Genomic DNA, 24913 nt, shown 5'->3' on the forward strand with positions numbered 1-24913 from the left:
TGCGAAGTTGACGACACTGCTTTAACAGGAATCAGGGGAATCATGTCCGGGCCAAACAGGGCCAGAACCAGGCGCCCCACTCATGATGAAAAAAGCGCTCCGAGCAGGACATCTGCATGCCCAGGCGAGCGCTTTTGAAGCGACAGAAGCTGCTGCCTCGGACAGTAGCTTTTTCGACCTCCCCATTTTACCGGATTTCAGAGTAGAAAGCCCGTCTTATGAGGCCGGCACCGGGCCAAGCCGACATTTTCGGCTGTTTTCAGCACCAGAATGGTGCAATGCAGTGTCAATATTGGTATTTAAGCTACGTCAGGCAGCGCCGTACCGCTGCCTCATCGAGGAAATAATGGCATAGCTCGGGCTGCGCCAGGTCACCGAACAGCACCGGCACCAGCTCGTCGAAACGGGCCAGCAGCGAGGCGTCGGGCGACGCATCGATATCGATCACGTCCACGGTGAATGGCTTTCCGGGCGCTTGCAGCAGGAGCAAGGCGTCCAGCATGTCCTGGCATAAATGGCAATAACTGCGGGAATAGAGGGTGAAGTGCATGAAGAAAAGGGAAAGGCATCCCGGCCGGAGCCGGGATGCGGATGGAATCAGAAACTTACCTGGCAGACGGACGCAGCGAAACGAATTGCGCCACGTCGCCACGGCGCACCAGCACGGCCGACGACTTTTTCGGATCGAGCTTGGCCACCAGGGCATTGAACTGCTTGGCATCTTTCACGGCAACGTTGTTCAATTGCAAGATCACGTCGCCAGGCTGCAAGCCGGCCACAGCCGCCACGCCGTCGGCATCGTCGACCAGCACGCCAGCCTCGATCTTCAGCTCCTGCTTCTTCGCGGCCGGCACGTCGCTGACTTTCAATCCCAGCGCATTGACAGCTTGCGCTTCCGGCTCCTTGGCGCCCTTCTTCGCCGTTTTCTCGCTTTCCAGCTCGACGACGGTGACGGGAATGTCCTGCTGCGCGCCCTTGCGCCAGACGGTGACCGTGGATTTGCCGTTGACGGCGGCGCCGCCTACCAGGCGCGGCAGGTCGGAGGAACGCTCGATCTGCGCGCCGTTGAATTTCAGGATGATGTCGCCCGGCTTGATGCCCGCCTTGTCGGCCGGCCCGCCCGGCTCCACCATCGACACTTGCGCACCCTTGGCGTTCGGCAAGCCCAGCGATTCCGCCACGTCCTTGCTCACTTCGCCGATCTGCACGCCGATGCGTCCGCGCACGACTTTCCCCGTTTTTTTCAGCTGCTCGCCCACGCGCATGGCTTCATCGATGGGCACGGCAAACGAAATGCCATTGTAGGCGCCGGACAAGGTGGCGATCTGCGAATTGATGCCGATCACCTCGCCGCGCATATTGATCAGCGGACCACCGGAGTTGCCGGGGTTGACGGCCACGTCGCTCTGGATCAGGGGCAGGTAATCGCCCGTATCGCGTGACTTGGCGGAAATAATGCCGGCCGTCACCGTATTTTCCAGGTTGAATGGCGAGCCGATGGCGATCACCCACTCGCCCACGCGGATCTTGTTCGAGTCGCCGATGGTCAGGCGCGGCAAGTTGGCGCCCTCGATTTTCAGCAGGGCCACGTCGGTGCGCGCATCGGCACCGATCACCTTGGCCTTGAATTCGCGCTTGTCCGTCAGGGTCACATACACTTCGTCGGCGCCGTCGACCACGTGGGCGTTGCTCAGCACGTAGCCATCGGCCGAAATGATGAAGCCGGAACCGACGCCGCGCTGCACTTCCTGCTCCTGCGGCACGGCGCGGCGGCCGCCACGGGGCGCCTGCTGGCGCGGCGCGGGCATGGCGCCGCCAAAGAAGCGGCGCAGGAATTCCTGCATTTCCTGCTCGTCCTGACCGCCCGCGCCAGCCCCGGCGCCGCCCATTTTCAGGCGTTCGGTGGTGCGGATATTCACCACGGCCGGGCCGACGGCGTCGACCAGGTCCGAGAAATCAGGCAGTTTCACGGCCGGCACGGCGGCCTGCGCCTGTGGCGCCAGGCCCAGCATGGTGGGAGCAAGGAAGATGCCAGCCGTACCGAACAATAAGGCGGAAAGCGTCTTCACTGAAAACGACTTGCTGGCGGCACACATGTTTTTTTTCATGGAAAGGATCTTTTCGAGTATATAAACGGTTCAAAACGCGGATCAGGCGATTGCCTGCGCGCATGATTGGCCGTCATGACGGAAATCCAGGGGCAAACCCACCTGACAGCGCGCATGGCAGCAACAATATATCGCAAAAGCAAGATATTGCCTGCGCACAGTGTCAATCGTACGGAAGGCCAGTGTCAAGGGGGCGACGGGAAGGTTAAGCCAGGCATAAGATGGACGAGGCGCCCGCTAACGCTGCGCCAGCGGCCCCGCCTCCAGCGGTTCGGCCACGCCAGGCGGCACGATGCCGGCGGCCAGCGGCGGCAGCGGTTCCGCATGGGCAGCGGACTCTTCTGGTGCCGGCTCCGCGGCCAGGCGGCTGGCCAGGCGCGCATCGAATTGGGCGCTCAGCGCATGGCCGTACTGCTCCGAACGCAGCACCTCACCGATATGGCGATAGGCATCCCAGGCTTGCCGTCCCGATGGCGTATCGAGGGCGGCAAACGCCAGTTCGAGTTCGCTCGCCGCCAGCTCGCCATCGGCCAGCGCGGAAATAGTCTCGTGCAATCGTGTATGCGTATCCATGATGGGTCCTGCCATTTCAAGAGGATCGGTGCGGAAACCGGTCGCAGCCATGCCAACCTCATACTCTCCAGATTACCAGCGCTTGTCAATCGGCATGTCCAACAACGGCTTCAATTTCTCCGCAATCACTTCGCGCGCGCGAAAAATCCGGCTGCGCACGGTACCGATGGGGCACGCCATGATCTCCGATATCTCTTCATAGCTCAGGCCCTCGATCTCGCGCAGCACGATGGCCGTGCGCAATTCGATGGGCAGCACATCCATGGCCGCATTGACGGTGGCGGCAATCTGCTTGCTGGCCAGCACCGATTCGGGTGTATTGTTGTCGCGCAATTTATTGCCGTCATCGAAAGACTCCGCCTGCTCGGCGTCGGCGTCGCTGGATGTGGCGGCGCGCCGCCCCTGCGTGACGAGATAATTCTTGGCCGTATTGATGCCGATGCGATACAACCAGGTATAAAAGGCGGCCTCGCCGCGAAAATGGCGCAGCGCCCGGTATGCCTTGATAAAGGTTTCCTGCACCACATCTTCGGCCTCCGCCGGGTCATGCACGAGGCGCGACACCAGGCGCATCAAGCGGCGCTGATATTTCGATACCAGCACATCGAATGCCCGTTTGTCGCCAGCCTGCACCCGCTCGACCAGCAACTGATCATACTCGCGCTCTGTCCTCACGCCCGATGTCCCTGTAGTCATGCAGCGTGGGCGCCTGTATGGATATAGAGTTGGCCCGCTGCAAGAAGTTCAGTGTTCGTCCCACTTTTATTCTTCCCTGTTCCGCGCCGCGATCGCCCGGCAAGCCACGGCCAGCGGGCGGAAGGCGGTGCAACTGCCGCCGCGCTGCACCAACACCGCCGTGCGCCGTCCGGCGGCATCCGCCAGGCACAGCACCAGCAGCGACGGCCACAGGGTCGAGCCCGGCAACAGGCGCAGCCCAGGCGCCGCCACAGGCCCCGGCCCGGCCGGCTGCACCAGCCCGGCAGCACCGGCGTCCGGCGCCGCGCCATGCTCCAGATATACCGCCAGCCGCAACTGCCCGACCGGCGAAATATCAAGCGCCTGCGGCTTTCTGCGCCGGCGCAGCAAAGCCAGCAAAAACACGCCGCCAGCCGCACTCGGCAAGGCACCGCTCCAGCCCAGCGCATAGCCGCCCACCAGCTGGCCGGACGCGGGCAGACTGCGCCAGAGACCGCTCAAGGGCCAGGCGGCCAGCAAGGCGCACAGTCCCAGCACCGCTTGCAACAGGCGCAAACAGACAGGCGTGCGAATGACAGCCGCTACCGCGATCGACATAGTTCATGGGAGAAAAAAGGCGCGCCGGCACCATGCCGGGCAAATTCAGCCGCCAACGAACGTTGGCGGCGAATCAGCGCTCACTACGATTTGACCGTAGCGAGCGCTTGAAAGTTCCTGCTTATTTCGCTTTACCGAAAATCAGCGTGCCATTCGTGCCGCCGAAGCCGAACGAATTTTTCACTGCATAATCGATCTTCATATCACGCGCCGTGTTGGCACAGAAATCGAGATCGCACGCCGGATCCTGGTTGAAGATGTTGATGGTCGGAGGCGACACCTGATGGTGCAATGCCAGGACCGTAAACACCGCTTCCAGACCGCCCGCGCCGCCCAGCAAATGGCCCGTCATCGACTTGGTCGAGTTGACGACCAGTTTCTTGGCGTGATCACCGAAGGTGCGCTTGATGCCCATCACTTCCGCCACGTCGCCTTGCGGGGTCGACGTGCCGTGCGCGTTCAGGTACTGAATCTGATCCGCGTTCAAGCCTGCGTTGTCGAGGGCCGCGATCACCGATTTGCTGCCGCCGCTACCATCTTCCAGCGGCGAGGTCATGTGATAAGCATCTGCGCTCATCCCGAAACCATGCACTTCGGCATAGATCTTGGCACCGCGGGCCACCGCGTGCTCGTACTCTTCCAGCACCATGACGCCAGCGCCCTCGCCCAGCACGAAGCCGTCGCGGTCGGCATCCCACGGACGCGATGCCGTTGCCGGATCGTCGTTGCGGGTCGACAAGGCACGTGCCGAAGCGAAACCGCCCAGGCCCAGCGGCGACACGGTCGATTCGGCACCGCCGGCGATCATGACGTCGGCATCGCCGTACTCGATCATGCGCGCTGCGGCACCGATGCTGTGCAAACCGGTGGTGCACGCTGTAACGATCGCCAGGTTCGGGCCCTTCAGACCATATTTGATCGAAAGGTTGCCAGAGATCATGTTAATGATCGAGGCAGGCACGAAAAATGGCGAGATACGGCGCGGACCGCGCTTTTCGTACTCGGACTTGGTTTCCTCGATCAGCGGCAAGCCGCCGATACCGGAACCGATGATCACGCCGATGCGCTCGGCGTTTTCTTCGGTCACTTCCAGGCCGGAGTCCTGCATCGCCTGGATGCCTGCAGCCATGCCGTAATGGATAAAGGTATCCATATGGCGGGCTTCCTTACCGGAGATGTACTCTTCGATATTGAAACCTTTGACTTCACCGGCAAAATGCGTGGTGAATGGCTGTGCATCAAACTTGGTAATCGTGGCAATGCCGGATTTACCTTCAATGATTGCGCCCCACGCCTCGGCAATAGTATTGCCGACTGGTGAAACGCAACCCAGGCCGGTGACAACAACACGACGGTTTTTAGAACGGCTCAAGCGATTCTCCTGAAGTCGGTCAGACAGGCTTAGGCCTTGACGTGTGCGGTGGCGTAGTCGATCGCCTGTTGCACGGTGGTGATTTTTTCAGCTTGTTCGTCAGGGATTTCCATTTCGAATTCGTCTTCCAGGGCCATCACCAGTTCCACGGTGTCCAGGGAATCGGCGCCCAGGTCGTCGACGAAGGAGGATTCGATTTTGATGTCTGCTTCTGCAACGCCCAGTTGCTCAGCGACGATTTTCTTAACGCGTTGTTCGATATCCGACATGTTATGGCTCCAAAGTGTGTGTTACGGAAAGTGCGCGCATTTTATCAGGTTTGCGCGTCCGAATACTAATTTCGGTGTCTGCTGCTAATTCAACCGAAGCTGCTGCTAAAAGATGCGATTATAGACAAAAACGACCGTTGAATCATGCCACAAACGCCCGCCCTGTCTACCTTTCACATCAATTCATGTACATTCCGCCGTTCACGTGCAGGGTCGTGCCCGTGATATACGCCGCTTGCGGCGAGGCCAAAAAGGCCACGGCCGCTGCCACGTCTTCCGGTTTGCCCAGGCGGGACAGGGGAATTTGCGTCAACAGGGCCGCATGCTGCTCTTCGCTCAGAGCCTTGGTCATGTCGGTATCGATGAAGCCCGGCGCGATGCAGTTCACGGTAATGTTGCGGCTGCCGATTTCGCGCGCCAGGGCGCGGCTCATGCCTTCCACGCCGGCCTTGGCCGCCGCGTAATTCATTTGCCCCGGATTACCCGACGAAGCCACGACCGACGTGATGTTGATGATACGCCCAGTTTTGGCTTTCATCATGCCACGCAGCACGGCGCGCGACAGGCGGCCGACGGCCGACAGGTTCGTCGAGATGACGCTGTCCCACTCTTCATCCTTCATGCGCATGGCCAGCTGGTCTTGCGTGATACCCGCGTTGTTGACGAGGATCGACAGGCTGCCGTAGGTTTTCTGCACTTCATCGACGACGGCCGCGCAGCGCGCCGCATCGGTCACGTTCAGGACCAGGCCCTTGCCCGCCACGCCTTCGGCGGCCAGGTAATCGGTGATCGCTTGCGCGCCGCTTTCCGAGGTGGCGGTGCCGACCACGGTGGCGCCCTGCTTGCCCAGTTCGGTGGCGATGGCGCGGCCGATGCCGCGCGAGGCGCCCGTGACCAGCACGACTTGATTTGCTAAATTCATGAGTATCCTTAAGAGCAACCGCGGCAGGCAGCCTGCCGCGATCTGATGTTTATTTGAGCTGCGTCAAAATGCGTTCCAGCGAAGCCTGGTCAACGATGGCGTCGCCCACCAGCACCGGGTCGATGCGCTTGGCCAGGCCCATCAGGACCTTGCCCGGACCGCATTCGATCACTTGCGTGATGCCATCCGCGGCAACCTTTTGCATGGTTTCCACCCAGCGCACGGGGCTGGCCGCCTGGCGTACCAGCGCATCCTTGATGCCGGCCACGTCGTTGACGATGGCCACGTCGACGTTGTTGATCAGGGCGATCTGCGGCGCGGCGAACGTCAGGCCGGCCATGTATTCGCGCAAGCGGTCCGACGCGGGCTTCAGCAGCGACGAGTGGAATGGCGCGGAGACGGGCAGTTTCATGGCGCGCTTGGCGCCCTTGGCCTTGGCCAGTTCGCATGCGCGCTCGACCGCAGCCGTGTGGCCGGCGATGACGACTTGCGCTGGCGCATTGAAATTGACGGGCTCGACCACCAGGGCCGGGTTTTCCGCCGCCGCTTCCGCACAGGCGGCGCGCACGTCGTCATCCGACAGGCCCAGCACGACAGCCATCGTGCCCTGCCCGACGGGCACGGCTTCCTGCATGGCTTGCGCGCGGAAACGCACGAGCGGCACGGCATCCTTGAAGGAAATGACGCCAGCGGCGACCAGCGCCGAGTATTCACCGAGACTGTGACCGGCCACGATCGTCGGCACGGGGCCGCCGGCCGCCAGCCAGGCGCGGTAGAAGGCCACGGCCGCCGTCAGCATCACCGGTTGCGTGTTGGTGGTGAGATCCAGTTCTTCCTTCGGACCTTCGGCGATCAGCTTGCCCAGGTCGAATTGCAGGGCGTCCGACGCTTCGGCGACGGTCTGCGCAACCACGGGGTTGCCGGCGAAACCGTCGAGCATCGCAATCGCTTGCGAGCCTTGGCCTGGGAAAACAAATGCAAATTGTGTCATGTCGACTCCGTTTTTTTAATAATGTTGCGGGATTACATGCGCGCCAGCACGGCGCCCCAGGTAAAGCCGCCGCCCACGCCTTCCATCATGACGTTGTCGCCCTTCTTGACGCGGCCGTCGCGCACGGCGATGTCGAGCGCCAGCGGAATCGAGGCGGCCGAGGTATTGCCATGCTGGTCGACGGTGACGACCATCTTGTCCAGCGGCAAGCCGAGTTTCTTGGCCGTGCTGTTCATGATGCGGATGTTCGCCTGGTGCGGGATCAGCCAGTCGATCTGGTCCGAGGTCATGTTGGCATGTTCCAGGGCTTCGTGCGCGACTTTTTCCAGTACGGACACGGCCAGCTTGAACACGGCCGGGCCATCCATGTACAGGAAGGCGCTGCCGTCCAGTGCGCCGCCAGCCAGGCTGCCCGGCACGCTGAGGATGTTCGAGTGACGGCCGTCCGCGTGCAGCTTGGTGGCCAGGATGCCCGGCTCTTTCGATGCCGTCATGACGATGGCGCCGGCGCCGTCGCCGAACAGCACGCAAGTGCCGCGGTCGTCGAAATTGAGGATGCGCGAAAACACTTCGGCGCCGATCACCAGCACGTTCTTGTGCATGCCCGACTGGATGAAGCTGTCGGCCGTGGCCACCGCATACACGAAACCGCTGCAGACGGCTTGCACGTCGACGGCGGCGCAGTTGTTCGTGATGCCCAGCTTGTTTTGCACGATGCAGGCCGTGCTGGGGAAGCTGCCGAAGAAATCGGGGGTCGAGCTGGCGACGATGATCAGGTCCAGGTCGTTGCCGTTCAGGCCAGCCATTTCCAGGGCCTTTTTGGCCGCTTCCACGCCCAGGTCCGAGGAGTTTTGCGTCGGCGCCGCGTAATGGCGCGCCGAAATGCCGCTGCGCGACACGATCCATTCATCCGACGTCTCGATGCCCTTGGCGGCGAGCTGTTCGGTCAAATCCTGGTTGGTGACGCGCTTCTCCGGCAAGTAGCTGCCGGTACCGATAATTTTGCTGTAAGTTTTGCTAAAAACAGTCATGCAAATACCCGTCCACTAAATGGTAGAGCTTGTTGATGTAGGTTCGTCCGGTACTGGCGTGCGCGGCATCAGCTCGGCGATCAGGCTGGCCAGGTGCGCTTGCACGTCATTTTTTGCCGCATCAAAGGCGCGGCGCAAGGCCCATTCGAAGGAATAGGCATCGGCGCTGCCATGGCTCTTGAAAACGAGACCACGCAAGCCCAGCAGGCTGGCGCCGTTGTAACGCGATGGATTCAAGCGGTTGCCGATGGCTTTCAGGGCCCCGCGGGCAATCAGCGCGCCCAGCATGGTAATCGGATTGCGCTTGAATTCGGAAGTGAGCACGTCTTTCATGAAGCGCGCCAGGCCTTCGATGGCTTTCAGGGTGACATTGCCGACAAAACCGTCGCAGACGACGATATCGGTCGTGCCCTTGAAGATATCGTTGCCTTCCACGTTGCCGTAGAAGTTCAGCGCGCCACGCTCGTGGTCGGCCTGCAGCAGCTTCGAGGTGAGCTTCACCACTTCATTGCCCTTGATATCTTCCGTGCCCACGTTCAGCAAGCCGATCGTGGGGCGTGCGATGCCCTCCATGGCGGACACGAGCACGGAACCCATGATGGCGAACTGGTGCAAGTGATGCGGTTCGCAATCGACGTTGGCGCCCAGATCCAGCATGTAGGTGGGGCCGTTCTTTTGATTCGGCAAGATGCTGCAGATGGCCGGGCGGTCGACGCCGGACATGGTTTTCAATACATAGCGCGACACGGCCATCAGGGCTGCCGTATTACCGGCGGAAACGGAGGCTTGCGCCACGCCGTTCTTGACCTGTTCGATGGCCACGCGCATGGAGGAATCCTTCTTGCGGCGCAGGGCCACTTCCAAGGGATCGTCCATGGTAACTTGTTCGGAGGCATGCAATACCGACAGGCGCGGATGCGTGTCGGCTTTATGTTTTTTCAGTTCGGCACGGATCACGTCTTCCAATCCAACAAGGATCAGTTCGGCTTCAGGCTCATGTTTTACGAAGGAAATTGCTGCGGGGATAGTGACTGAGGGACCGTGATCTCCGCCCATGCAGTCGATAGAAATTTTGATTGTCATTTGTGTTGATTCAATACCGCTGCGGGCGTGCGGCAAGATGTGAATCGGACTGGAGCATATGCAGGGCGCAGCATGTCATGCACCGCCTGAGCAAGCTTGATTCAAAATGACGGGTGCGCAAGATGAATTGCAGCCGATAAAAAAGAAGAAGCGGCGCCACGCCGAATAACCACGCAACACCGCTTTCATCTTACCCAACAAAAACGTCGATTACTCGTCGTTTTTGGTCTTCAACACTTTACGGCCACGATAGAAGCCGTTAGGGCTGATATGGTGACGCATGTGTGTTTCGCCGGTAACTGGCTCGACGCTCAATTGCGGCGCGACCAGGAAGTCGTGCGAACGGTGCATGCCGCGCTTGGAAGGGGTTTTCTTGTTCTGTTGAACTGCCATGATGACTCCTAATACATAAGTTCTAAAATTTTAGCACAATCGATTAGCAAATACATGCGAATCGAGTATCCCAGCGGCAAAGACTACCCGAAAATAGCCCGGACCGACATCGTTTATTACAATTACATTTCACTACACTTGCCATACTCGATTACTACACGCGTTTGACACGTTCTTTACAGGAAGCATAAAAAACCTACTGCGCGTCCCACTATCGCCTCGGCGTTGCTCAGCGTACTTCTGTACGCTTGCGCTACTCAAGACGATATTGGGCCGCTCGCTACGGTTTTTTTAAAGCTTCCTTTCTTACACTACTTTATTCTGGCTTCAAGTCTTTCAGTGCCGCGAACGGCGACTTCTTTTCAGTCTTGAGAGCATCGAGCTGCGCCGTATCGGGGCAGACGTCGTGTTTGGGTACCTGCGGCAGGGCCAGCAAGGCTTCATCTTCGATCAGGGCCGCGGCATCCATGCTGCGGCTGCCGACGATCACGTCGATCGTTTCATCGTTGATGATTTCTTCGATCTCGTCCGCGTGCTCGTCATCCTTGCCCAGCATCAGAACAGTCGAAGAATCTATCACGTAAGCATACGGAGTCAGGCAGCGCTGGCAAACCAGCTGAACGGTGCCGTTGACCGACAAGGTCAGTTGCGGGTAGCCCAGCTTGCTGGTGCCGCCGACGATCTTCCAGGCGATCTCGCCGGAATTATCTGCACAATCCTTGGTCAACCGGGTCATTTCAGCGACAGGAGTTACACCCTCGCGGCTCCCGCTGATACGACAAAAATCAAAGGCGTCGATCACAAAAGCATTCATTGGTAGAAAATTTCCCCGGAAAACCTGCGATAATAACAGGGTTTTTAGCACGGAGTCAAAGGCTAAGCATCTTTTTTGACGCAATCATTGCCATAAACATGACAATTTCATTAACACCGTCATGCCGCATGGAGCCTCAGTCAGGGGCTCTGCGCCCTGGAATTTGCGTGAAATTCCACTGACATTGACCAGCGCGGCCATGCCGGCCGCCATCCACTACCGAATGATACCAACTTCCGCCCCATTGCGCTTGATTCTTGCATCGAGTTCGACCTACCGCAAGGAATTGCTGGAACGCCTGCGCCTGCCTTTCGAAGTCGCCGTGCCCGATCTCGACGAAAGCCCCCTGCCAGGCGAAAGCCCCAGCGCCACGGCCCTGCGCCTGGCCCAGGCCAAGGCGCAGGCCGTGCTCGACCGCCATCCTGGCAGCCTCGTCATCGGCTCCGACCAGGTCGCCACCCTGGATGGCGCGCAGATCGGCAAGCCCGGCAACCATGCGAATGCCCTGCTGCAACTGCAAACCATGCGCGGACGCCAGACCGTGTTCCACACGGCACTGTGCCTGCTCGACGGCCGCCAGAGTCCGCCTGTGGCGCAGGTGGAAGATATCCAGACCCTCGTCACCGTGCGCGACTTGCCCGACGCGGAACTGGACGCCTACCTGCGCATCGAGCAGCCGTACGATTGCGCCGGCAGCGCCAAGAACGAAGGCCTGGGCATCGCCCTGCTCGAACGCATCGCCACCACGGACCCGACCGCCCTCACCGGGTTGCCGCTGATCGCCCTCACCGGCATGCTGCGCAAGGCAGGCGTGGCGTTTTTCACCCTTTAATTTACCGACAATAAGAATATGACCGGCACCCTGTACCTGATCCCCAACCACCTCGGCCTGTCCGACAGCCCGGCCGACCCGCTGGCCCACATCATTCCGGAGCAAGTACGGCACATCACGTCCCAGCTCGATTATTTCGTTGCGGAAAACGCCAAGACGGCGCGCGCCTTCCTGAAATTGATCGGCAACCAGCATCCGCTGGCCAAGCCGCTGCAGGAAATCACGATTTCCGAACTCAACGTGAATACTCCGGCGCAAGCGCTGGCCGGCTTGCTGGCGCCCCTGCTGGCGGGGCGCGATGCGGGCCTCGTGTCGGAAGCGGGCGTGCCCGCCGTGGCCGATCCCGGCGCCGACCTGGTGCGCCTGGCGCATCAGCACGGCATTAAAGTGCGTCCGCTGGTGGGTCCGTCGTCGATCCTGCTGGCCGTGATGGCCAGCGGCTTGAACGGCCAGAGCTTCGCCTTCAACGGCTACCTGCCCACGGACGCGGCCCTGCGCGCCAAGCGCCTGAAAGAACTGGAAGGGCGTTCGCGCAATGAAAAGCAGACCCAGCTGTTCATCGAAACGCCGTACCGCAACGCCGCCATGCTCGACGCCCTCGTGGCGCAATGCGCGCCATCGACCCTGATCTGCGTCGCCACCGACCTGAGTCTGGACACGGAAAGCGTGCAAACGTGGAATGGCGGACAGTGGAAGAAACAATTGGCTGCCGGCAAGGCCCCGGACTTCCACAAGAAACCGACCGTGTTCTTGCTGCTGGGACAGTAAACTCCCGCCCATAAAAAACGCCACGGGTATATTGCCCGTGGCGTTTTTTATTACAGTACTACCAAGACAAGCAGGATTACACTCTTCTGGTGCCCGTATTCTTCTGTCCGCCCTTGCCCGTTTCCAATACGAACTTGGCACCGTCGTCGCGGCCCAGCACCTTCACCAGGTAAGGCATGACTTCGCGCAACATCGGCTCCAGGGTGTACGGCGGATTCAGGATGAACATGCCGCTGCTGTGCAAACCGAAGCCGTCCGGCGACGGGGTGTTCACCGTCAGGGTCACGTGCAGCCAGTCCGAGCTGGGCAGTTGCTTGAGCTTGTCGGCGAACTGGCGCGATTCCATGCGCTGCAGTACGGGGTACCAGACGGCATACATGCCCGAAGGGAAGCGCACGAGGGCGTCGGCCAGGGTGTCCTTGACCTTGCGGTAATCCATCTTGTCTTCATACGGCGGATCGATCAGCACCAGCGCGCGGCGCGATGGCGGCGGCAGCAGGGCTTTCAGGCTCTGGAAACCATCCGCCTTGGTGATGATGACGCGCTTGCCGCGCACGGTAGGACGCTCGCCCTGGGCCAGCGCATGCGCCTCGACCTTGCGGAAGTTGTCGGCCAGAATCTTGGCATCGGCGGGATGCAGCTCGAACAGGCGCAGACGGTCTTGCTCGCGGCTGACCTTGTCGGCGCAGTACGGCGAACCCGGGTAATAGCGCATCTTGCCGCTCGGATTCATTTCCTTGATCAACTTCATGTACTCGGCCAGCGAAGCTGGCAAGTCCGTGCGGTCCCACAGGGGCGCGATGCCCGTTTCGTACTCGGCATTTTTCGATGCATAGCCGCCGTCGAGCGCATACACGCCCGCGCCGGAATGGGTATCGATATAACTATAGGCGGTATCTTTTTGATTCAGATATTGCAACAACTGAATCTGCACATAATGTTTCAACACATCGGCGTGATTACCCGCGTGAAAGGCGTGGCGGTAACTCAACATAAGCTGGCTAATTCCATAATAAAAATAAATAAAGGCGGGAGCGCTGACACCGGGCAGGGCATGAAAACAGACTGGAGGGGTCAGGCTGCGGGGCCAGGAAACAACATGGACCAGCGTAATCAGCGCGCAATTACCAGCATTATCCACCAGAAAGGTGCGTTGCATCAAAAAACACGGATAAACAAGCTCATGCATTCCCGCGACTGGCGTCGCCGGGCGCGGTAGAATACGCGCATCGGGCGCCCGGCGCCCATCGCCCTACTGAATAGATACGACCATGCACAGCCTGACCCTCACGACCGATAACCGCGCCGACGTCGCGGCAGCCCTGGCCGGCCCGCGCTGGACGGTGGCCTGCCTGTGCGCGCTGTGGTGCGGCACCTGCGGCAGCTACCGCGCCACGTTCGAGGAACTGGCAGCGCGCCACCCGGACACCGTGTTCGTCTGGGTCGACATCGAAGACCAGGCCGACGTGGTGGGCGACCTCGACATCGACAACTTCCCCACCCTGCTGATCCAGCACGACGACAACGTGGCCTTCTTCGGCACCGTGCTGCCCGACGGCGGCCTGGCGCACCGCATGGTGCAGGCGCAGCAGGCGCTCGGCGTCGAGGAACTGGCGCGGCTGTCGACCAGCACGCAGGAACGCCGCGACTGGCAGCGCGACTGCAACTTGCGCCACATGCTGGCCGCGACACTCGATCAGTAAGATCAGCCCAGGCGCAGCGGCAGGCTGCGCAGCCGTTTTCCCGTCAAGCTGAACACGGCATTGGCCACGGCCGGCGCGATCGGCGGCGTGCCCGGCTCGCCCACGCCTTCGGGGTGTTCCGCGCTGGCGATGATCACGGTTTCCACCTCGGGCGTTTGCCCCATGCGCAGCACGGGATAATCGTGGAAGTTGCTTTGCTCCACTTTGCCTTCCTTGAACGTGATTTCGCCGCCCAGCGCCGCGGACAGGCCGAACAGCACGGCCGACTCCATCTGCTGGGCGATGATGTTCGGATTGACGGCGATGCCGCAATCGATGGCGCACACCACGCGCTGCACGCGAATTTCTCCATTTTCCACGGACACCTGCGCCACTTGCGCGACGATGCTGCCGAACGACTGGTGCAAGGCCACGCCATGCGCATGGCCGGGCGGAGGACTGCCCGCCCTGGCAACGGCCGCATCGAGCACGGCCAGGTGGCGCGGATGCTTCACCAGCATGGCGCGGCGGAAGGCGACGCCGTCCTGCCCCGCCGCGTGCGCCAGTTCGTCGATAAAGCTTTCCTTGAAGAATGCATTGTGCGAGTGCCCCACGGAGCGCCAATAGCCTACCGGCACGGCACTGTCGGCGATCACGTGGGCGATGCGCTGGTTGGCGATTTCATACGGCATGTCGAATTCGCCTTCGGCCGTCGTCTTGTCCGGCCCCGCGCCGGGCAAGCCGAAATTGCGCTGCAAGAACTGATGCGTGATGGAAGCGCTGACGGATTTGTTGTCCCAGGAAGCGATGCGGCCGTGTTCGTCGAGGCGGGCCGCGAAGCGGGCCAGCGCGGCGGGACGGTACATATCGTGCCTGGTGTCCTGCTCGCGCGTCCACACCAGCTGCACGGGCGCGCCGCCGCATTGCAGCGCGATGGCGACGGCTTGGGCCACCATATCCACTTCCAGGCGGCGGCCGAAACCGCCGCCGAGCAGCAGCACCTCGATCGTCACATCCTTCGCATCGACGCCGGCCACCTTCGCCGCCACATCGACGGCGATGCCGGGCGCCTGCGTCGACACCCACAGCATCACCTTGCCATCCTTGACTTGCGCGGTGCAATTGACGGGTTCCATGGCGGCGTGCGCGAGGAACGGCGCGCGGTACTCGGCCTTGACGCTGCGCAAACCCTGCACGGCCTTGCTTTCCACCTCGCCGCTGGCGTGGTACGCATGGCCCGCCTCGTTGTCGAGCAGGCGGGCAAACTCCGCATACACGCCGGCGCTGGACAGGTTCGCCTGCGGACCAGCCTTCCACTGCGTCGGCAAGGCGGCGGCCGCCTGTTTCGCGCGCCACCAGGTGTCGGCCACCACGGCGGCGCACGAGGTGACCGACGTGCCGCGCTGTGGCAGGTGCGGCGTCAAGTCCAGCACCTTTTTCACGCCCGGCATGGCGAGCACGGGCGCCGCGTCGAACGCGGCCAGGGTGTCGCCCAGGCGCGGCGGCAGATGCAGGGCCGCATACAGCATGCCGGGCGGACGCGCATCGATGCCGAAACGCGCGCTGCCATTGACTTTGGACGGCGTGTCGCGGCGCGGCGCCGGCTGGCCGATCAGCTTGAAATCCTTGGGAGATTTGAGCACGGGCGTGCCCGGGTCGACGCCGGCGGCGCGCTGCGCCAGGCTGGCGTAGCTGGCGCGCCGCCCGTCCGGGTGGAGCACTGCGCCATTTTCCGTGCGGCATTGCGCGGGCGGCACTTGCCACAGCGCGGCGGCGGCGCCCACCAGCATGGCGCGCGCCGACGCACCCGCTTCGCGCATGGGGCCCCAGCCATCCTTCACGCTCGACGAGCCGCCCGTGACGACCACGCCCAGTTCGCGCGCCGCCTTGGCCACCGTCCACTGCGCCAACGCCTTCAGGCGGCCCTGGTCGTCCGGGTGGAACGGCAGGCTATCCTTGAGCATGGCGACATTACCGAAGATTTTATCCATGGGCGCCTGGATCAGCTTGACGCTGCTCAAAGGCACGTCGAGTTCCTCGGCCACCAGCATCGGCAAGGCCGTGTGCACGCCCTGCCCCATCTCGCTGCGCGGCATGGCCAGGGTCACCGTGCCGTCGGTGCCGATGGCCAACCAGCCATTCAAGGCCACGGCGCCATCCTGCAGCGGCAGCGGCGCGCTGCCATGCAGGCGCTGGCGCGGCGGCAACACGCCCCAGCCCAGCACCAGGGCGCCCACGCCAGCCACGCCGAGACCCAGGCCGCCGAGCAGGAAACGGCGGCGCGACGTGTTTTTTTCTCCGGCCATGGGATACCCTTTAATTGATTAGTGGTTGATCCAGCGGATCGGTCCAGCGCTCCAGCATATCCTGTGCCAGCACCGGACGGCTATAAAAATAACCTTGCGCCAGCTTGCAGCCATGGCGCAGCAGGAAAGCCGCCTGCTCTTCCGTCTCCACGCCTTCGGCAATCACGGACAATTGCATGCTCTTGCCCAGCTGGATGATGGCGATCGCAATCGCCTCGTCGTTGACGTCCGTCGAGATATCCTTGATGAAGGAGCGGTCGATCTTCAGCGTCTGCACGGGCAGCTGCTTCAGATACGCGAGCGAGGAATAGCCGGTGCCGAAATCGTCGATGGCCAGGCCCACGCCGATGGCGTGCAAATCGTTGATGAAGCCCAGCGCGTCGCCCGTGTTCATGATCACCGATTCCGTCACTTCCAGCTGCAGGCGCTGCGGCTCCAGGCCCGTTTCCTTCAGGATGTCGGCCACCATGCCGGCGATGCTGCCCCGCTCGAACTGTTTTACCGACAGATTCACGGCCATCTTCGGCACGTGCAAGCCCTGCGCCTGCCAGCGCATCATCTGGCGGCACGCCTCGTCGAGCACCCATTTGCCCAGCTGGTTGATGAAACCGCTGTCCTCGGCCAGCGGAATGAAGCGGGCCGGCGGCACCAGGCCCAGTTCCGGATGGTTCCAGCGCACCAGCGCCTCGACGCCGACCAGGCGGCCCGTATCGATTTCCACCTGCGGCTGGTAATTCAGGAACATCTCGTTTTTCTCGATCGAGCGGCGCAAAAAGGTTTCCAGGCGCAGGCGCTCGACGCCTTCGCCCGTCATCGACGGCGCATAGAAGCGGTAGCCGTTGCGCCCGCGCGCCTTGGCCTGGTACATGGCCACGTCGGCATTGCGGATCAACATGTTCAAGTCCAGCGCATCGTCCGGATACAGGCTGATGCCCACGCTGCAGGTGACGAACAGTTCATGGTCGGCCACCGTGAAGGGCTGGTCGAACATGGTCATCAGCTTTTCCGCCACCTGCGTCGCACCGTACTCGCCGTCGACGCGTTCGAGCAGGACGATGAATTCATCGCCGCCTAGACGCGCCAGGGTGTCGCCTTCGCGCAGGCGGGCCGCCAGCTGGCCGGCCACCTTTTGCAGCAATTCGTCGCCCACATGGTGGCCCAGGGTGTCATTGACGTTCTTGAAGCGGTCCAGGTCGATGAACAGCACGGCCAGCTGCTCCTGGTCGCGCGCGGCGCGCAGCAAGGCGTGCTGCAGGCGGTCGTGGAACAGCAGGCGGTTCGGCAGCGCCGTCAGCGGGTCGTGGTGGGCCATGTGGTCGAGCTTTTCCTGCGACTCCTTGATCAGGGTGATGTCGCTGAACACGCCCACGTAATGCGTGGTGGTGGCGTGCGTGTCGCGCACGGCGCTGATGGTCAGCCACTCCAGGTACAGTTCGCCGTTCTTGCGCTGGTGCCAGATTTCGCCGCGCCAGAAACCGCTGGCCTTCAATTCATCCCACATGGCCTGGTAAAACGCCGCGTCGTGGCGCACCGAGCGTGTCAGCGACGAGTGCTGGCCCACCGCCTCGGCCTCGGCATAGCCGGTGATCTGCGTGAAGGCGGGATTGACGGTGACGATGATGCCGCTGGCATCGACCACCATCACGCCGTCGGCGATATGTTCGAGCACGGTGGCCGACAGGCGCAGCTTTTCCTCGGCTTCCTTGCGCGCCGTGATGTCGGCATACACCCAGATGCTACCTTCATTGGGGCGCAGCGGATCGAGCGCGCAGCCGCTGACCAGCGCCCAGAACAGGCTGCCGTCGCGCCGCTTGTACTGGCGCTCCTCGCTGAAATCGCCGCCCTGGGCCAGCGCCGGGTACTGGCGCTCGCCCGCATCCTCGAAGTCATACGCGCTCGCAAACACGATGGATGTCGAACGCCCCGTCATCTCGGCATGGTCGTAGCCGAACAGCTCCTCGCAGCGGCGATTGACGGAAATGATGCGGCGGTGGCGCACGAACATCACGCCGAACATCACATTGTCGAGAATCGCGCTCTGCTCCGTCAGCAGCGCTTCGATGCGCATCTCGTGGTGCTTGCGCTGGCTGATGTCGGCAATGATGCCGTCGACCCATATGACGCCCTGCTCGCCCGCCTGCGGCTGGCCATTCTCGGCCACCCAGCGTTCGATGCCGAAAGCGTCGATGATGCGGTATTCCAGCGCATACGGCCGCACCTCGGCCACCGCCTGGCGCACGGCGCGGCGGTGCTCGCGGCGGTCTTCCGGGCAGATCAGGTCGGCCCAGGCATGCGTGGTGCCGCGCATGAACTGGCGCGCCGAATAGCCGGAAATTTCCTCGATGGCGTCGCTGACGAAATCGATGGGGCCGTCGGGCCGGTAGCGGAAGACGGCGCCCGGCACCTGCGTGACGATGGTGCGGAAGCGCTCTTCGCGCTGGCCCACGTCCTCGAACAGCTGGCCGATGGCCGCGCGCATTTGCTCGAGCTGGGCCGTCAGGCGCCCCAGTTCGTCATTGCTGTGCGAAGCCAGGGGCGTGTCGAAATCGCCGTGCGACAGGCGGTCGGAAAAGCGCGTCAGGCGGCGCAGGGGTTTCAACAGGCGGCGGTTCAGGAACAGCACGATCAGCGCCATCGACACGGCCAGTTGCGCGCCCAGCACGAAAATATAGGAGATCTGCTTTTCGCGCAGCTCCTGCTGGCTGCGCGCATCGTCCATTTCGACGACGACGTGGCCGATGCGTTCGCCGCGCACGAGGATGTCGCGCTCGGCGCGGTACAGATTGCCCACGGGGCGCTGCGGCGCCCGCAGGCGGATGAATTCCGTGTCGCCCTGCCCCAGCACCTTCACCAGCAGCACGGAGCGGTCGCGCATCACCGACTCGACCAGCGAGTGGGCCGATTCCGCATTCATGTTCCACAGCGACTCCTGCATGCCCAGCGCCAGGATGTCGGCATTGCGCTGCAAGGCCTCGTTCAGGCTGGTGCGCGCCGACTGGCGCTCATGCACGCCGACCAGCACATAGCTGCCGAAAATGGCGGGCACGACCAGCCCGCCAAAGACCACCAGCAACAAGGCGCCATAGATCGACGAGCCATACAGCACGCGCAGGCTGGCGCGCAGGCGCTGAGAAGGTGAATTAAACATGCGGCGACAGGGCAACAGGGATCAGGCGGGCGATCATTGACTTTACAGGGGAATCGGGTGGCGAGGCGGGACGAATCTTTATCAGGAGCAATTATGCATGCAAAAAGCGGGAAAAGTCACCAACAAACACGCGCCGGCGGCTACCTGATGTCATATAAACAGGGTTGAAAAACCACACGCATGCCGGCGCGCCAGGCCGGCGCCAGCAGAAAAGCGCGCAGCTTGCTATCATCGCGCCACTTTACCTAGAGGAACCATCATGACCTTCTCCATCTACTCCGCTTCGATCCCCGTCTTCAAACAGATCCTGGGCAGCCTGGCCGCCATCCTGGACAAGGCGGAAACGCACGCGCAAGACAAGAAAATCGACCCGAACGCCCTGCTGCAATTCCGCTTGTTCCCGGACATGCTGCCGTTCGTGCGCCAGATCCAGATCGCCACCGACTTCGCCAAGGGCTGCGGCGCGCGCCTGGCCGGCGTGGCCGTGCCGCCGTATGAAGACAGCGAACAGAGCTTTGCAGAGCTGAAGGCGCGCATCGTGAAAACCATCGCCTTCCTGGAAAGCCTGCCGCAAGCGGACATCGACGGCAGCGAAACGCGCGCCATCACCACCGGCAGCGGCGAAAAGACCAAGCACTTCACGGGCCAGACCTATCTGTTCCACTACGCACTGCCGCACTTCTTCTTCCACGCGACGACGGCGTACGACATCCTGCGCCATAATGGTATCGAAGTGGGCAAGAAGGATTTTATTGGTAGTTATTAATCGTTAGCGCTGAAAATATGGGGTCAGACCCGTCGGGTCTGACCCCAGCATTTGCCGTTGGGTTCGGCAACACAAACACGTCAAGTATTCCGGCGCGGATACCCTTGCGCCAGGATGCGCACCCACACCACTTCCTTCTCTTCATCCGTCATCGACACCCAGTGGGCCACTTCCACCACGCTGCGGCCGCAGCCGCGGCAGATTTCATCGAACGTCGTCGAGCACACGGCCACGCAGGGCGTATCGGGACGCGGCGGCAATTCCTTGTCCGCCATCAGGATACCTTCGGCAAGCCGAGCTTTTCCCAGCCTTCAATGCCCAGCGCTTCCAGTGTGGCAATATTCTTGTCGAAAATTTCCGATGCTTCCGGGAATGCCTCGACGGCGCGCTCGATGCTGTCTTCGCGCAGCAGGTGCAGGGTCGGGTAGGGCGAACGGTTGGTGTAGTTGCTGATGTCGTCCTCGAACGTCTCGGCAAACTGGTAGTCAGGGTGAAAACTGGCCACTTGCAGTTCGCCCGCCAGGTGCATGTCTTCCACGGCCGCGTCGGCCACATCGAGGAACTCGTTGTAGTCGAGGAAATCGTTCAGGGTATATGGATGGATCAGCAAGGTCGTGTCGATCTGCTCGGGATCCGTGTCGGCCAGGATTTGCAGCTCGTCCATCAGCAGCGCCAGCAAATCTTCCGGATTGCTCGATTCGCACACCACGTAGCGGATCTGCTTCTTGACGTGCACGGCCTTGGCGAACGGGCACAGGTTCAGGCCGATCACGGCCTTTTCCAGCCAGGCAACGGTATTGGCGATGATGACGGCGTTGTCGTCGTCGTGGCGCGTCGGGGTGTTCATATACTTAACTCTCTATCAATATGGCGGCCGGCAGCCGAATGGCCGGCCAAAGCCAAATTGTACGCACTTTTGCGCAGCCTCATGCCCGGCGCTGTCCAGGCTTGCGCCAGCCTCTTCGCCATGTATGCTATAACAGCGGCCGAATCACGCATTGGGCAAATTAAATTTGTAATAATGACAGCATTTGCGAATGGAAACTCAGCCGTATCCCACTTATTGCCGCTTATTTCCTGTCATCATGCTGACATAATTCTTGACTCCTGCATGTGGATATACGTACACTCGCTGCTTGATCATGGGTCTGTCCGATGTTTCTCCGACGACAACAATGGAACACTATGCACGAAAACTCCTTTAAATCTACCGTCCTGGCGGCGTTGGCACTGGCGCTTGCGCCCGCCCTCAGCCAGGCGTACGAAGCCGGTGTTGAGAGCGATAACGCGCCAGTCGCCGCCGCCGCACCTGCCCTGATCCCGATGACCGCCCAGGTCACGGCGAAACTCCCCACCCTCGACAACCGCCTGCAAAAGACCGACCGCCTGCTGAAAAACCTCAGCGACAATTCCGATCCGCTGCGCGAAGCCGACGTCTGGGGCCGCATCCGCAGCGGCTATGCGATTCCCGACATCAATAACCAGCTGGTGGCCAATCACGTCAACTGGTACGCCACCCGCCCCGACTACATCGCCCGCACGACGGCGCGCGCCTCGCGCTACATCTTCCACGTGGTGCAGGAACTGGAAAAGCGCGGCATGCCGACGGAACTGGCCTTGCTGCCGTTCATCGAGTCCGCCTTCAACCCGCAAGCGTTCTCCAGCGCCAATGCGGCCGGCATGTGGCAATTCGTGCCCGCCACGGGGCGCGATTTCAACCTCAAGCAAAACATGTTCAAGGACGAGCGCCGCGGCGTGCTGGCCTCGACCGATGCGGCCCTGACGTACCTGCAGCGCCTGTATGACATGTTTGGCGACTGGCAACTGGCGCTGGCCGCCTACAACTGGGGCGAAGGCTCGGTGCAGCGCGCCATCAAGAAAAACCAGGCGCTGGGCAAGCCGACCGACTTCGAAAGCCTGGCCGACCTGATGCCGGCCGAAACGCGCAACTACGTGCCCAAGCTGCAAGCGGTGAAAAACATCATCGCCAATCCGGCCCAGTTCGGCCTGACCCTGCCCGTGGTCGACAACCAGCCCTACTTCACGGCCATCGACAAGACCAGCGACATCGACATCACCGTCGCCGCCCAGCTGGCCGAACTGTCGATGGATGAATTCAAGGCCTTGAATCCGCAATTTAACCGCCCCGTCATCATCGGCGGCGAAAAGACCAAGATTCTGTTGCCACAAGAAAACGCCGCCAAGTTCACCACCAACCTGGCGCAATGGGGCCATGCCTTGTCGAGCTGGACGACGCACAAGATCACCAATGCGCGCGAACGCATCGAAACCCTGGCGTCGAAATTCGGCACCACGGCCGACGTGCTGCGCCAGGCCAACAATATCCCACAGCGCACCAGCCTGCGCGCCGGCTCCACCATCCTCGTGCCGAAAACCTCGGCCACGATGAACAAGGACATCACCCAGGAAATCGCCGACAGCGCCACCATGCTGCTGGAAGCGGACCGTCCGGAACGGGCCGCCAAGGCACTGCGCCGCGCCGCCAAGGGAGGCAAGGTGCAAGCCGCGCCAATTTCCCTGGTGAAACCACGCATCCAGCGCGGCGGCGGCAACAGTCGCGCCAAGGCCCGTCACTGATTGCCTGAGCTGTATTGACCTACCTCACCGGCCGCCACAGCTTTGCTGTCGCGGCCGGTTGCACATCCGCCTTACCCGCCCACCTACCCAGACAGGAGTCGTCATGGCTTTCTTGCAAGGCAAAAAAATCCTCATCACGGGCTTGCTGTCGAACCGCTCCATCGCCTATGGCATCGCCAAGGCTTGCCACCGCGAAGGCGCCACCCTCGCCTTCACCTATGTGGGCGAACGCTTCAAGGAGCGCATCACGGAATTTGCGGCGGAATTCGGCAGCGAACTGGTCTTCGACTGCGACGTGTCCAGCGATGAACAGATCAGCGCCGTCTTCAGCGACCTGGCGCAGCACTGGGAACACCTCGATGGCCTCGTGCACGCCATCGGTTTCGCGCCGCGCGAAGCGATCGCCGGCGACTTCCTCGACGGCCTGTCGCGCGACAGTTTCCGCATCGCGCACGATATTTCCGCCTACAGCTTTCCCGCCATGGCCAAGGCCGCCCTGCCCCTGCTGCATCCGGGCGCCTGCGTATTGACCCTGACCTACCTGGGCGCCGTGCGCGCCGTGCCCTACTACAACACCATGGGCCTGGCCAAGGCATCGCTGGAAGCGTCCGTGCGCTACCTGGCCGAATCGCTGGGCCCGCGCGGCATCCGCGCCAACGGCATCTCGGCCGGTCCCATCAAGACCCTGGCCGCTTCCGGCATCAAGGATTTCAGCAAGCTGCTGGGCTTTGTGGCCGAACACGCCCCGCTGCGACGCAACGTCACCATCGAGGAAGTCGGCAACACGGCCGCCTTCCTGCTGTCCGACTTGGCGTCGGGCATCACGGGTGAAATTACCTACGTCGATGGCGGCTTTTCGCAAGTGATGGCAGTCAATCCCGAAGTAGAGTAATGCGGTGGCAGCCGATACTCTGCGGTTGTCACTTGACAACCATAGAATATCGACCTACATTGGAGGCATCGCATGGCGCGCTCCCCGCACCCGAAGAAGGACATCGAAGCGGCGCTGCGCCACGCGGAAAACCAGGGCTGGCGCGTGGAGGTGGGTGGCAGCCATGCCTGGGGCAAGATCTACTGCCCCTACAACGATGCCAGCTGCCGCTGCGGCGAATTCTGCATCGCCTGCATCTGGAGCACGCCGAAAAATCCCGGCAACCATGCGCAGGCGATACGGCGGGTGGTCGACAATTGCACTTTCAATAAGCTGATACACGACTGCATGCAACGCAAATCCAGGGGGTAGCCATCATGGATTACATCTTTACTCTCAAATACCGCCTGCCCGACAACGAAACCGACCTCGATGCGCTGGCCGAGCGCCTGGGCGGCGGCGGTTGCGACGATGCCCTGGCCGGCATCGGGCAAGCGGGCCGCCTGGCGCTGGAATTCACGCGCGAGGCCAGCAATGCCAGCGAAGCACTGCTGAGCGCCATGGCCGATGTGAAAGCCATCGTGCCCGGGGCCGTGCTGGCCGAGGCCGCCCCCGACTTCGTGGGACTGACGGACGTGGCGCAAGTGCTGGGCTTGTCTCGCCAAAACCTGCACAAGCTGATGAACAAACACCGCCACAGCTTCCCCGCGCCCGTGCATGAGGGCAGCGCCACCATCTGGCACCTGGCCGACGTGCTGGCTTGGCTGCAGGCCAAGGGGACTTACCAGCTGGAACGCAGCCTGGTCGACGTGGCGCAAGCGGCCCGGCAAATCAACCTGGCCAGGGAAACGCGACAGGCGCCGCCGCTGCCCGCCGACATCGTGGCCATGCTCCATTAAACGGAAGAAAACTACGTATTCCTACTGATTTCACATAGGAAACATGATCAAAACGTGGTAGGACTGTCGTTTCTTCCCATTTAAGCCGTGCAAAACGGCAGCAAATACGGTATAGTGTCGTTGTGCGCTGCAATATGTTTCCTTGAAGCGATGGCAACACCGCAGTTATATGCACTACAAACTTAGCAGCTTCG

27 protein-coding genes are annotated in these 24913 nt (G+C 61.7%); 9 read left to right on the top strand and 18 right to left on the bottom strand.

Annotated features, from left to right (window positions below; translation table 11 throughout):
• Positions 1 to 304: 304 nt before the first annotated feature.
• From O3299_RS11420 to O3299_RS11480, 13 genes are all read right to left on the bottom strand, one after another.
• Entirely contained in the window at positions 305 to 550 is a 246-nt protein-coding gene (locus tag O3299_RS11420) for a glutaredoxin family protein (RefSeq protein WP_289904347.1), read from the bottom strand.
• 55 nt (positions 551 to 605) lie between these two features.
• Positions 606 to 2108 (bottom strand): DegQ family serine endoprotease, encoded by a 1503-nt coding sequence (locus O3299_RS11425; RefSeq protein ID WP_305062356.1) that lies wholly within the window; start codon positions 2106 to 2108, stop codon positions 606 to 608.
• Positions 2109 to 2345: 237 nt separating this feature from the next.
• Complete coding sequence (locus O3299_RS11430) at positions 2346 to 2681, bottom strand: sigma-E factor negative regulatory protein (protein ID WP_077406705.1); 336 nt, start codon at positions 2679 to 2681, stop codon at positions 2346 to 2348.
• A 72-nt stretch (positions 2682 to 2753) separates the two neighbouring features.
• Entirely contained in the window at positions 2754 to 3377 is a 624-nt protein-coding gene (gene rpoE / locus O3299_RS11435; RefSeq protein ID WP_171985072.1) for an RNA polymerase sigma factor RpoE, read from the bottom strand.
• A 66-nt stretch (positions 3378 to 3443) separates the two neighbouring features.
• Entirely contained in the window at positions 3444 to 3974 is a 531-nt protein-coding gene (locus O3299_RS11440; RefSeq protein ID WP_305062357.1) for a hypothetical protein, read from the bottom strand.
• Between the two features lie 121 nt (positions 3975 to 4095).
• Positions 4096 to 5346 carry a beta-ketoacyl-ACP synthase II gene (gene fabF / locus O3299_RS11445; RefSeq protein ID WP_099667260.1) on the bottom strand — a complete coding sequence of 417 codons (1251 nt, stop codon included), beginning with the start codon at positions 5344 to 5346 and terminating at the stop codon, positions 4096 to 4098.
• Between the two features lie 29 nt (positions 5347 to 5375).
• Positions 5376 to 5615 (bottom strand): acyl carrier protein, encoded by a 240-nt coding sequence (acpP, locus tag O3299_RS11450; protein WP_008449912.1) that lies wholly within the window; start codon positions 5613 to 5615, stop codon positions 5376 to 5378.
• A gap of 178 nt (positions 5616 to 5793) precedes the next feature.
• On the bottom strand, positions 5794 to 6537 hold the full coding sequence (fabG, locus tag O3299_RS11455) for a 3-oxoacyl-ACP reductase FabG (RefSeq protein ID WP_035820245.1): 744 nt from the start codon (positions 6535 to 6537) through the stop codon (positions 5794 to 5796).
• Positions 6538 to 6586: 49 nt separating this feature from the next.
• Positions 6587 to 7528, bottom strand: a complete 942-nt coding sequence (fabD, locus tag O3299_RS11460; RefSeq protein ID WP_305062358.1) for an ACP S-malonyltransferase — start codon at positions 7526 to 7528, stop codon at positions 6587 to 6589.
• Positions 7529 to 7560: 32 nt separating this feature from the next.
• Positions 7561 to 8559 (bottom strand): beta-ketoacyl-ACP synthase III, encoded by a 999-nt coding sequence (locus O3299_RS11465; protein ID WP_251351580.1) that lies wholly within the window; start codon positions 8557 to 8559, stop codon positions 7561 to 7563.
• 15 nt (positions 8560 to 8574) lie between these two features.
• Positions 8575 to 9642, bottom strand: coding sequence for a phosphate acyltransferase PlsX (gene plsX / locus O3299_RS11470; protein ID WP_034779241.1), 1068 nt, complete (start codon positions 9640 to 9642; stop codon positions 8575 to 8577).
• Between the two features lie 210 nt (positions 9643 to 9852).
• On the bottom strand, positions 9853 to 10035 hold the full coding sequence (gene rpmF / locus O3299_RS11475; protein WP_034749653.1) for a 50S ribosomal protein L32: 183 nt from the start codon (positions 10033 to 10035) through the stop codon (positions 9853 to 9855).
• Positions 10036 to 10351: 316 nt separating this feature from the next.
• Complete coding sequence (locus tag O3299_RS11480; RefSeq protein WP_289910725.1) at positions 10352 to 10849, bottom strand: DUF177 domain-containing protein; 498 nt, start codon at positions 10847 to 10849, stop codon at positions 10352 to 10354.
• A 223-nt stretch (positions 10850 to 11072) separates the two neighbouring features.
• Between O3299_RS11480 and O3299_RS11485 the strand changes: the two genes are divergently transcribed.
• A complete protein-coding gene (locus O3299_RS11485; RefSeq protein ID WP_305062359.1) occupies positions 11073 to 11681 on the top strand; it encodes a Maf-like protein in 609 nt (202 codons plus the stop codon).
• A gap of 18 nt (positions 11682 to 11699) precedes the next feature.
• Positions 11700 to 12449, top strand: a complete 750-nt coding sequence (locus O3299_RS11490) for an SAM-dependent methyltransferase (RefSeq protein WP_289910727.1) — start codon at positions 11700 to 11702, stop codon at positions 12447 to 12449.
• A gap of 76 nt (positions 12450 to 12525) precedes the next feature.
• On the opposite strand, the gene O3299_RS11495 is transcribed toward O3299_RS11490, so the two are convergent.
• Positions 12526 to 13443, bottom strand: coding sequence for a 23S rRNA (adenine(2030)-N(6))-methyltransferase RlmJ (locus tag O3299_RS11495; protein WP_070255356.1), 918 nt, complete (start codon positions 13441 to 13443; stop codon positions 12526 to 12528).
• Between O3299_RS11495 and O3299_RS11500 the strand changes: the two genes are divergently transcribed.
• Both O3299_RS11500 and O3299_RS11505 read left to right on the top strand, forming a co-directional pair.
• Positions 13363 to 13668 carry a hypothetical protein gene (locus O3299_RS11500; protein WP_305062987.1) on the top strand — a complete coding sequence of 102 codons (306 nt, stop codon included), beginning with the start codon at positions 13363 to 13365 and terminating at the stop codon, positions 13666 to 13668. The genes O3299_RS11495 and O3299_RS11500 overlap by 81 nt on opposite strands.
• A gap of 52 nt (positions 13669 to 13720) precedes the next feature.
• Positions 13721 to 14152 (top strand): thioredoxin family protein, encoded by a 432-nt coding sequence (locus tag O3299_RS11505; RefSeq protein ID WP_305052652.1) that lies wholly within the window; start codon positions 13721 to 13723, stop codon positions 14150 to 14152.
• Positions 14153 to 14154: 2 nt separating this feature from the next.
• On the opposite strand, the gene O3299_RS11510 is transcribed toward O3299_RS11505, so the two are convergent.
• Both O3299_RS11510 and O3299_RS11515 read right to left on the bottom strand, forming a co-directional pair.
• Positions 14155 to 16437 (bottom strand): xanthine dehydrogenase family protein molybdopterin-binding subunit, encoded by a 2283-nt coding sequence (locus tag O3299_RS11510; protein ID WP_305062360.1) that lies wholly within the window; start codon positions 16435 to 16437, stop codon positions 14155 to 14157.
• Between the two features lie 10 nt (positions 16438 to 16447).
• Positions 16448 to 19585 carry an EAL domain-containing protein gene (locus tag O3299_RS11515; protein ID WP_305062361.1) on the bottom strand — a complete coding sequence of 1046 codons (3138 nt, stop codon included), beginning with the start codon at positions 19583 to 19585 and terminating at the stop codon, positions 16448 to 16450.
• A gap of 259 nt (positions 19586 to 19844) precedes the next feature.
• Between O3299_RS11515 and O3299_RS11520 the strand changes: the two genes are divergently transcribed.
• Positions 19845 to 20351, top strand: a complete 507-nt coding sequence (locus O3299_RS11520) for a DUF1993 family protein (protein ID WP_034779265.1) — start codon at positions 19845 to 19847, stop codon at positions 20349 to 20351.
• 80 nt (positions 20352 to 20431) lie between these two features.
• Here the strand turns inward: O3299_RS11520 and O3299_RS11525 are convergent, their stop codons facing one another.
• Positions 20432 to 20626 (bottom strand): DUF1289 domain-containing protein, encoded by a 195-nt coding sequence (locus tag O3299_RS11525; RefSeq protein WP_034779267.1) that lies wholly within the window; start codon positions 20624 to 20626, stop codon positions 20432 to 20434.
• Positions 20626 to 21198: a DUF1415 domain-containing protein gene (locus O3299_RS11530; protein ID WP_305062362.1), complete on the bottom strand. Its 573-nt coding sequence runs from the start codon at positions 21196 to 21198 to the stop codon at positions 20626 to 20628. The genes O3299_RS11525 and O3299_RS11530 overlap by 1 nt, the downstream gene beginning before the upstream one ends.
• A 338-nt stretch (positions 21199 to 21536) precedes the next feature.
• On the opposite strand from O3299_RS11530, the gene O3299_RS11535 reads away from it, so the two are divergent.
• From O3299_RS11535 to O3299_RS11550, 4 genes are all read left to right on the top strand, one after another.
• Positions 21537 to 22949 carry a transglycosylase SLT domain-containing protein gene (locus O3299_RS11535; RefSeq protein ID WP_034779271.1) on the top strand — a complete coding sequence of 471 codons (1413 nt, stop codon included), beginning with the start codon at positions 21537 to 21539 and terminating at the stop codon, positions 22947 to 22949.
• A 103-nt stretch (positions 22950 to 23052) separates the two neighbouring features.
• Positions 23053 to 23841 (top strand): enoyl-ACP reductase FabI, encoded by a 789-nt coding sequence (gene fabI / locus O3299_RS11540; RefSeq protein ID WP_099667252.1) that lies wholly within the window; start codon positions 23053 to 23055, stop codon positions 23839 to 23841.
• A gap of 72 nt (positions 23842 to 23913) precedes the next feature.
• On the top strand, positions 23914 to 24192 hold the full coding sequence (locus tag O3299_RS11545) for a hypothetical protein (protein WP_251351586.1): 279 nt from the start codon (positions 23914 to 23916) through the stop codon (positions 24190 to 24192).
• Between the two features lie 5 nt (positions 24193 to 24197).
• Positions 24198 to 24719, top strand: a complete 522-nt coding sequence (locus O3299_RS11550) for an AlpA family transcriptional regulator (protein WP_289910732.1) — start codon at positions 24198 to 24200, stop codon at positions 24717 to 24719.
• The last annotated feature ends 194 nt before the right edge of the window (positions 24720 to 24913 follow it).

Origin of the sequence: Janthinobacterium sp. SUN176 (genome assembly GCF_030587335.1) — a bacterium.
Classification (GTDB): domain Bacteria; phylum Pseudomonadota; class Gammaproteobacteria; order Burkholderiales; family Burkholderiaceae_D; genus Janthinobacterium; species Janthinobacterium kumbetense.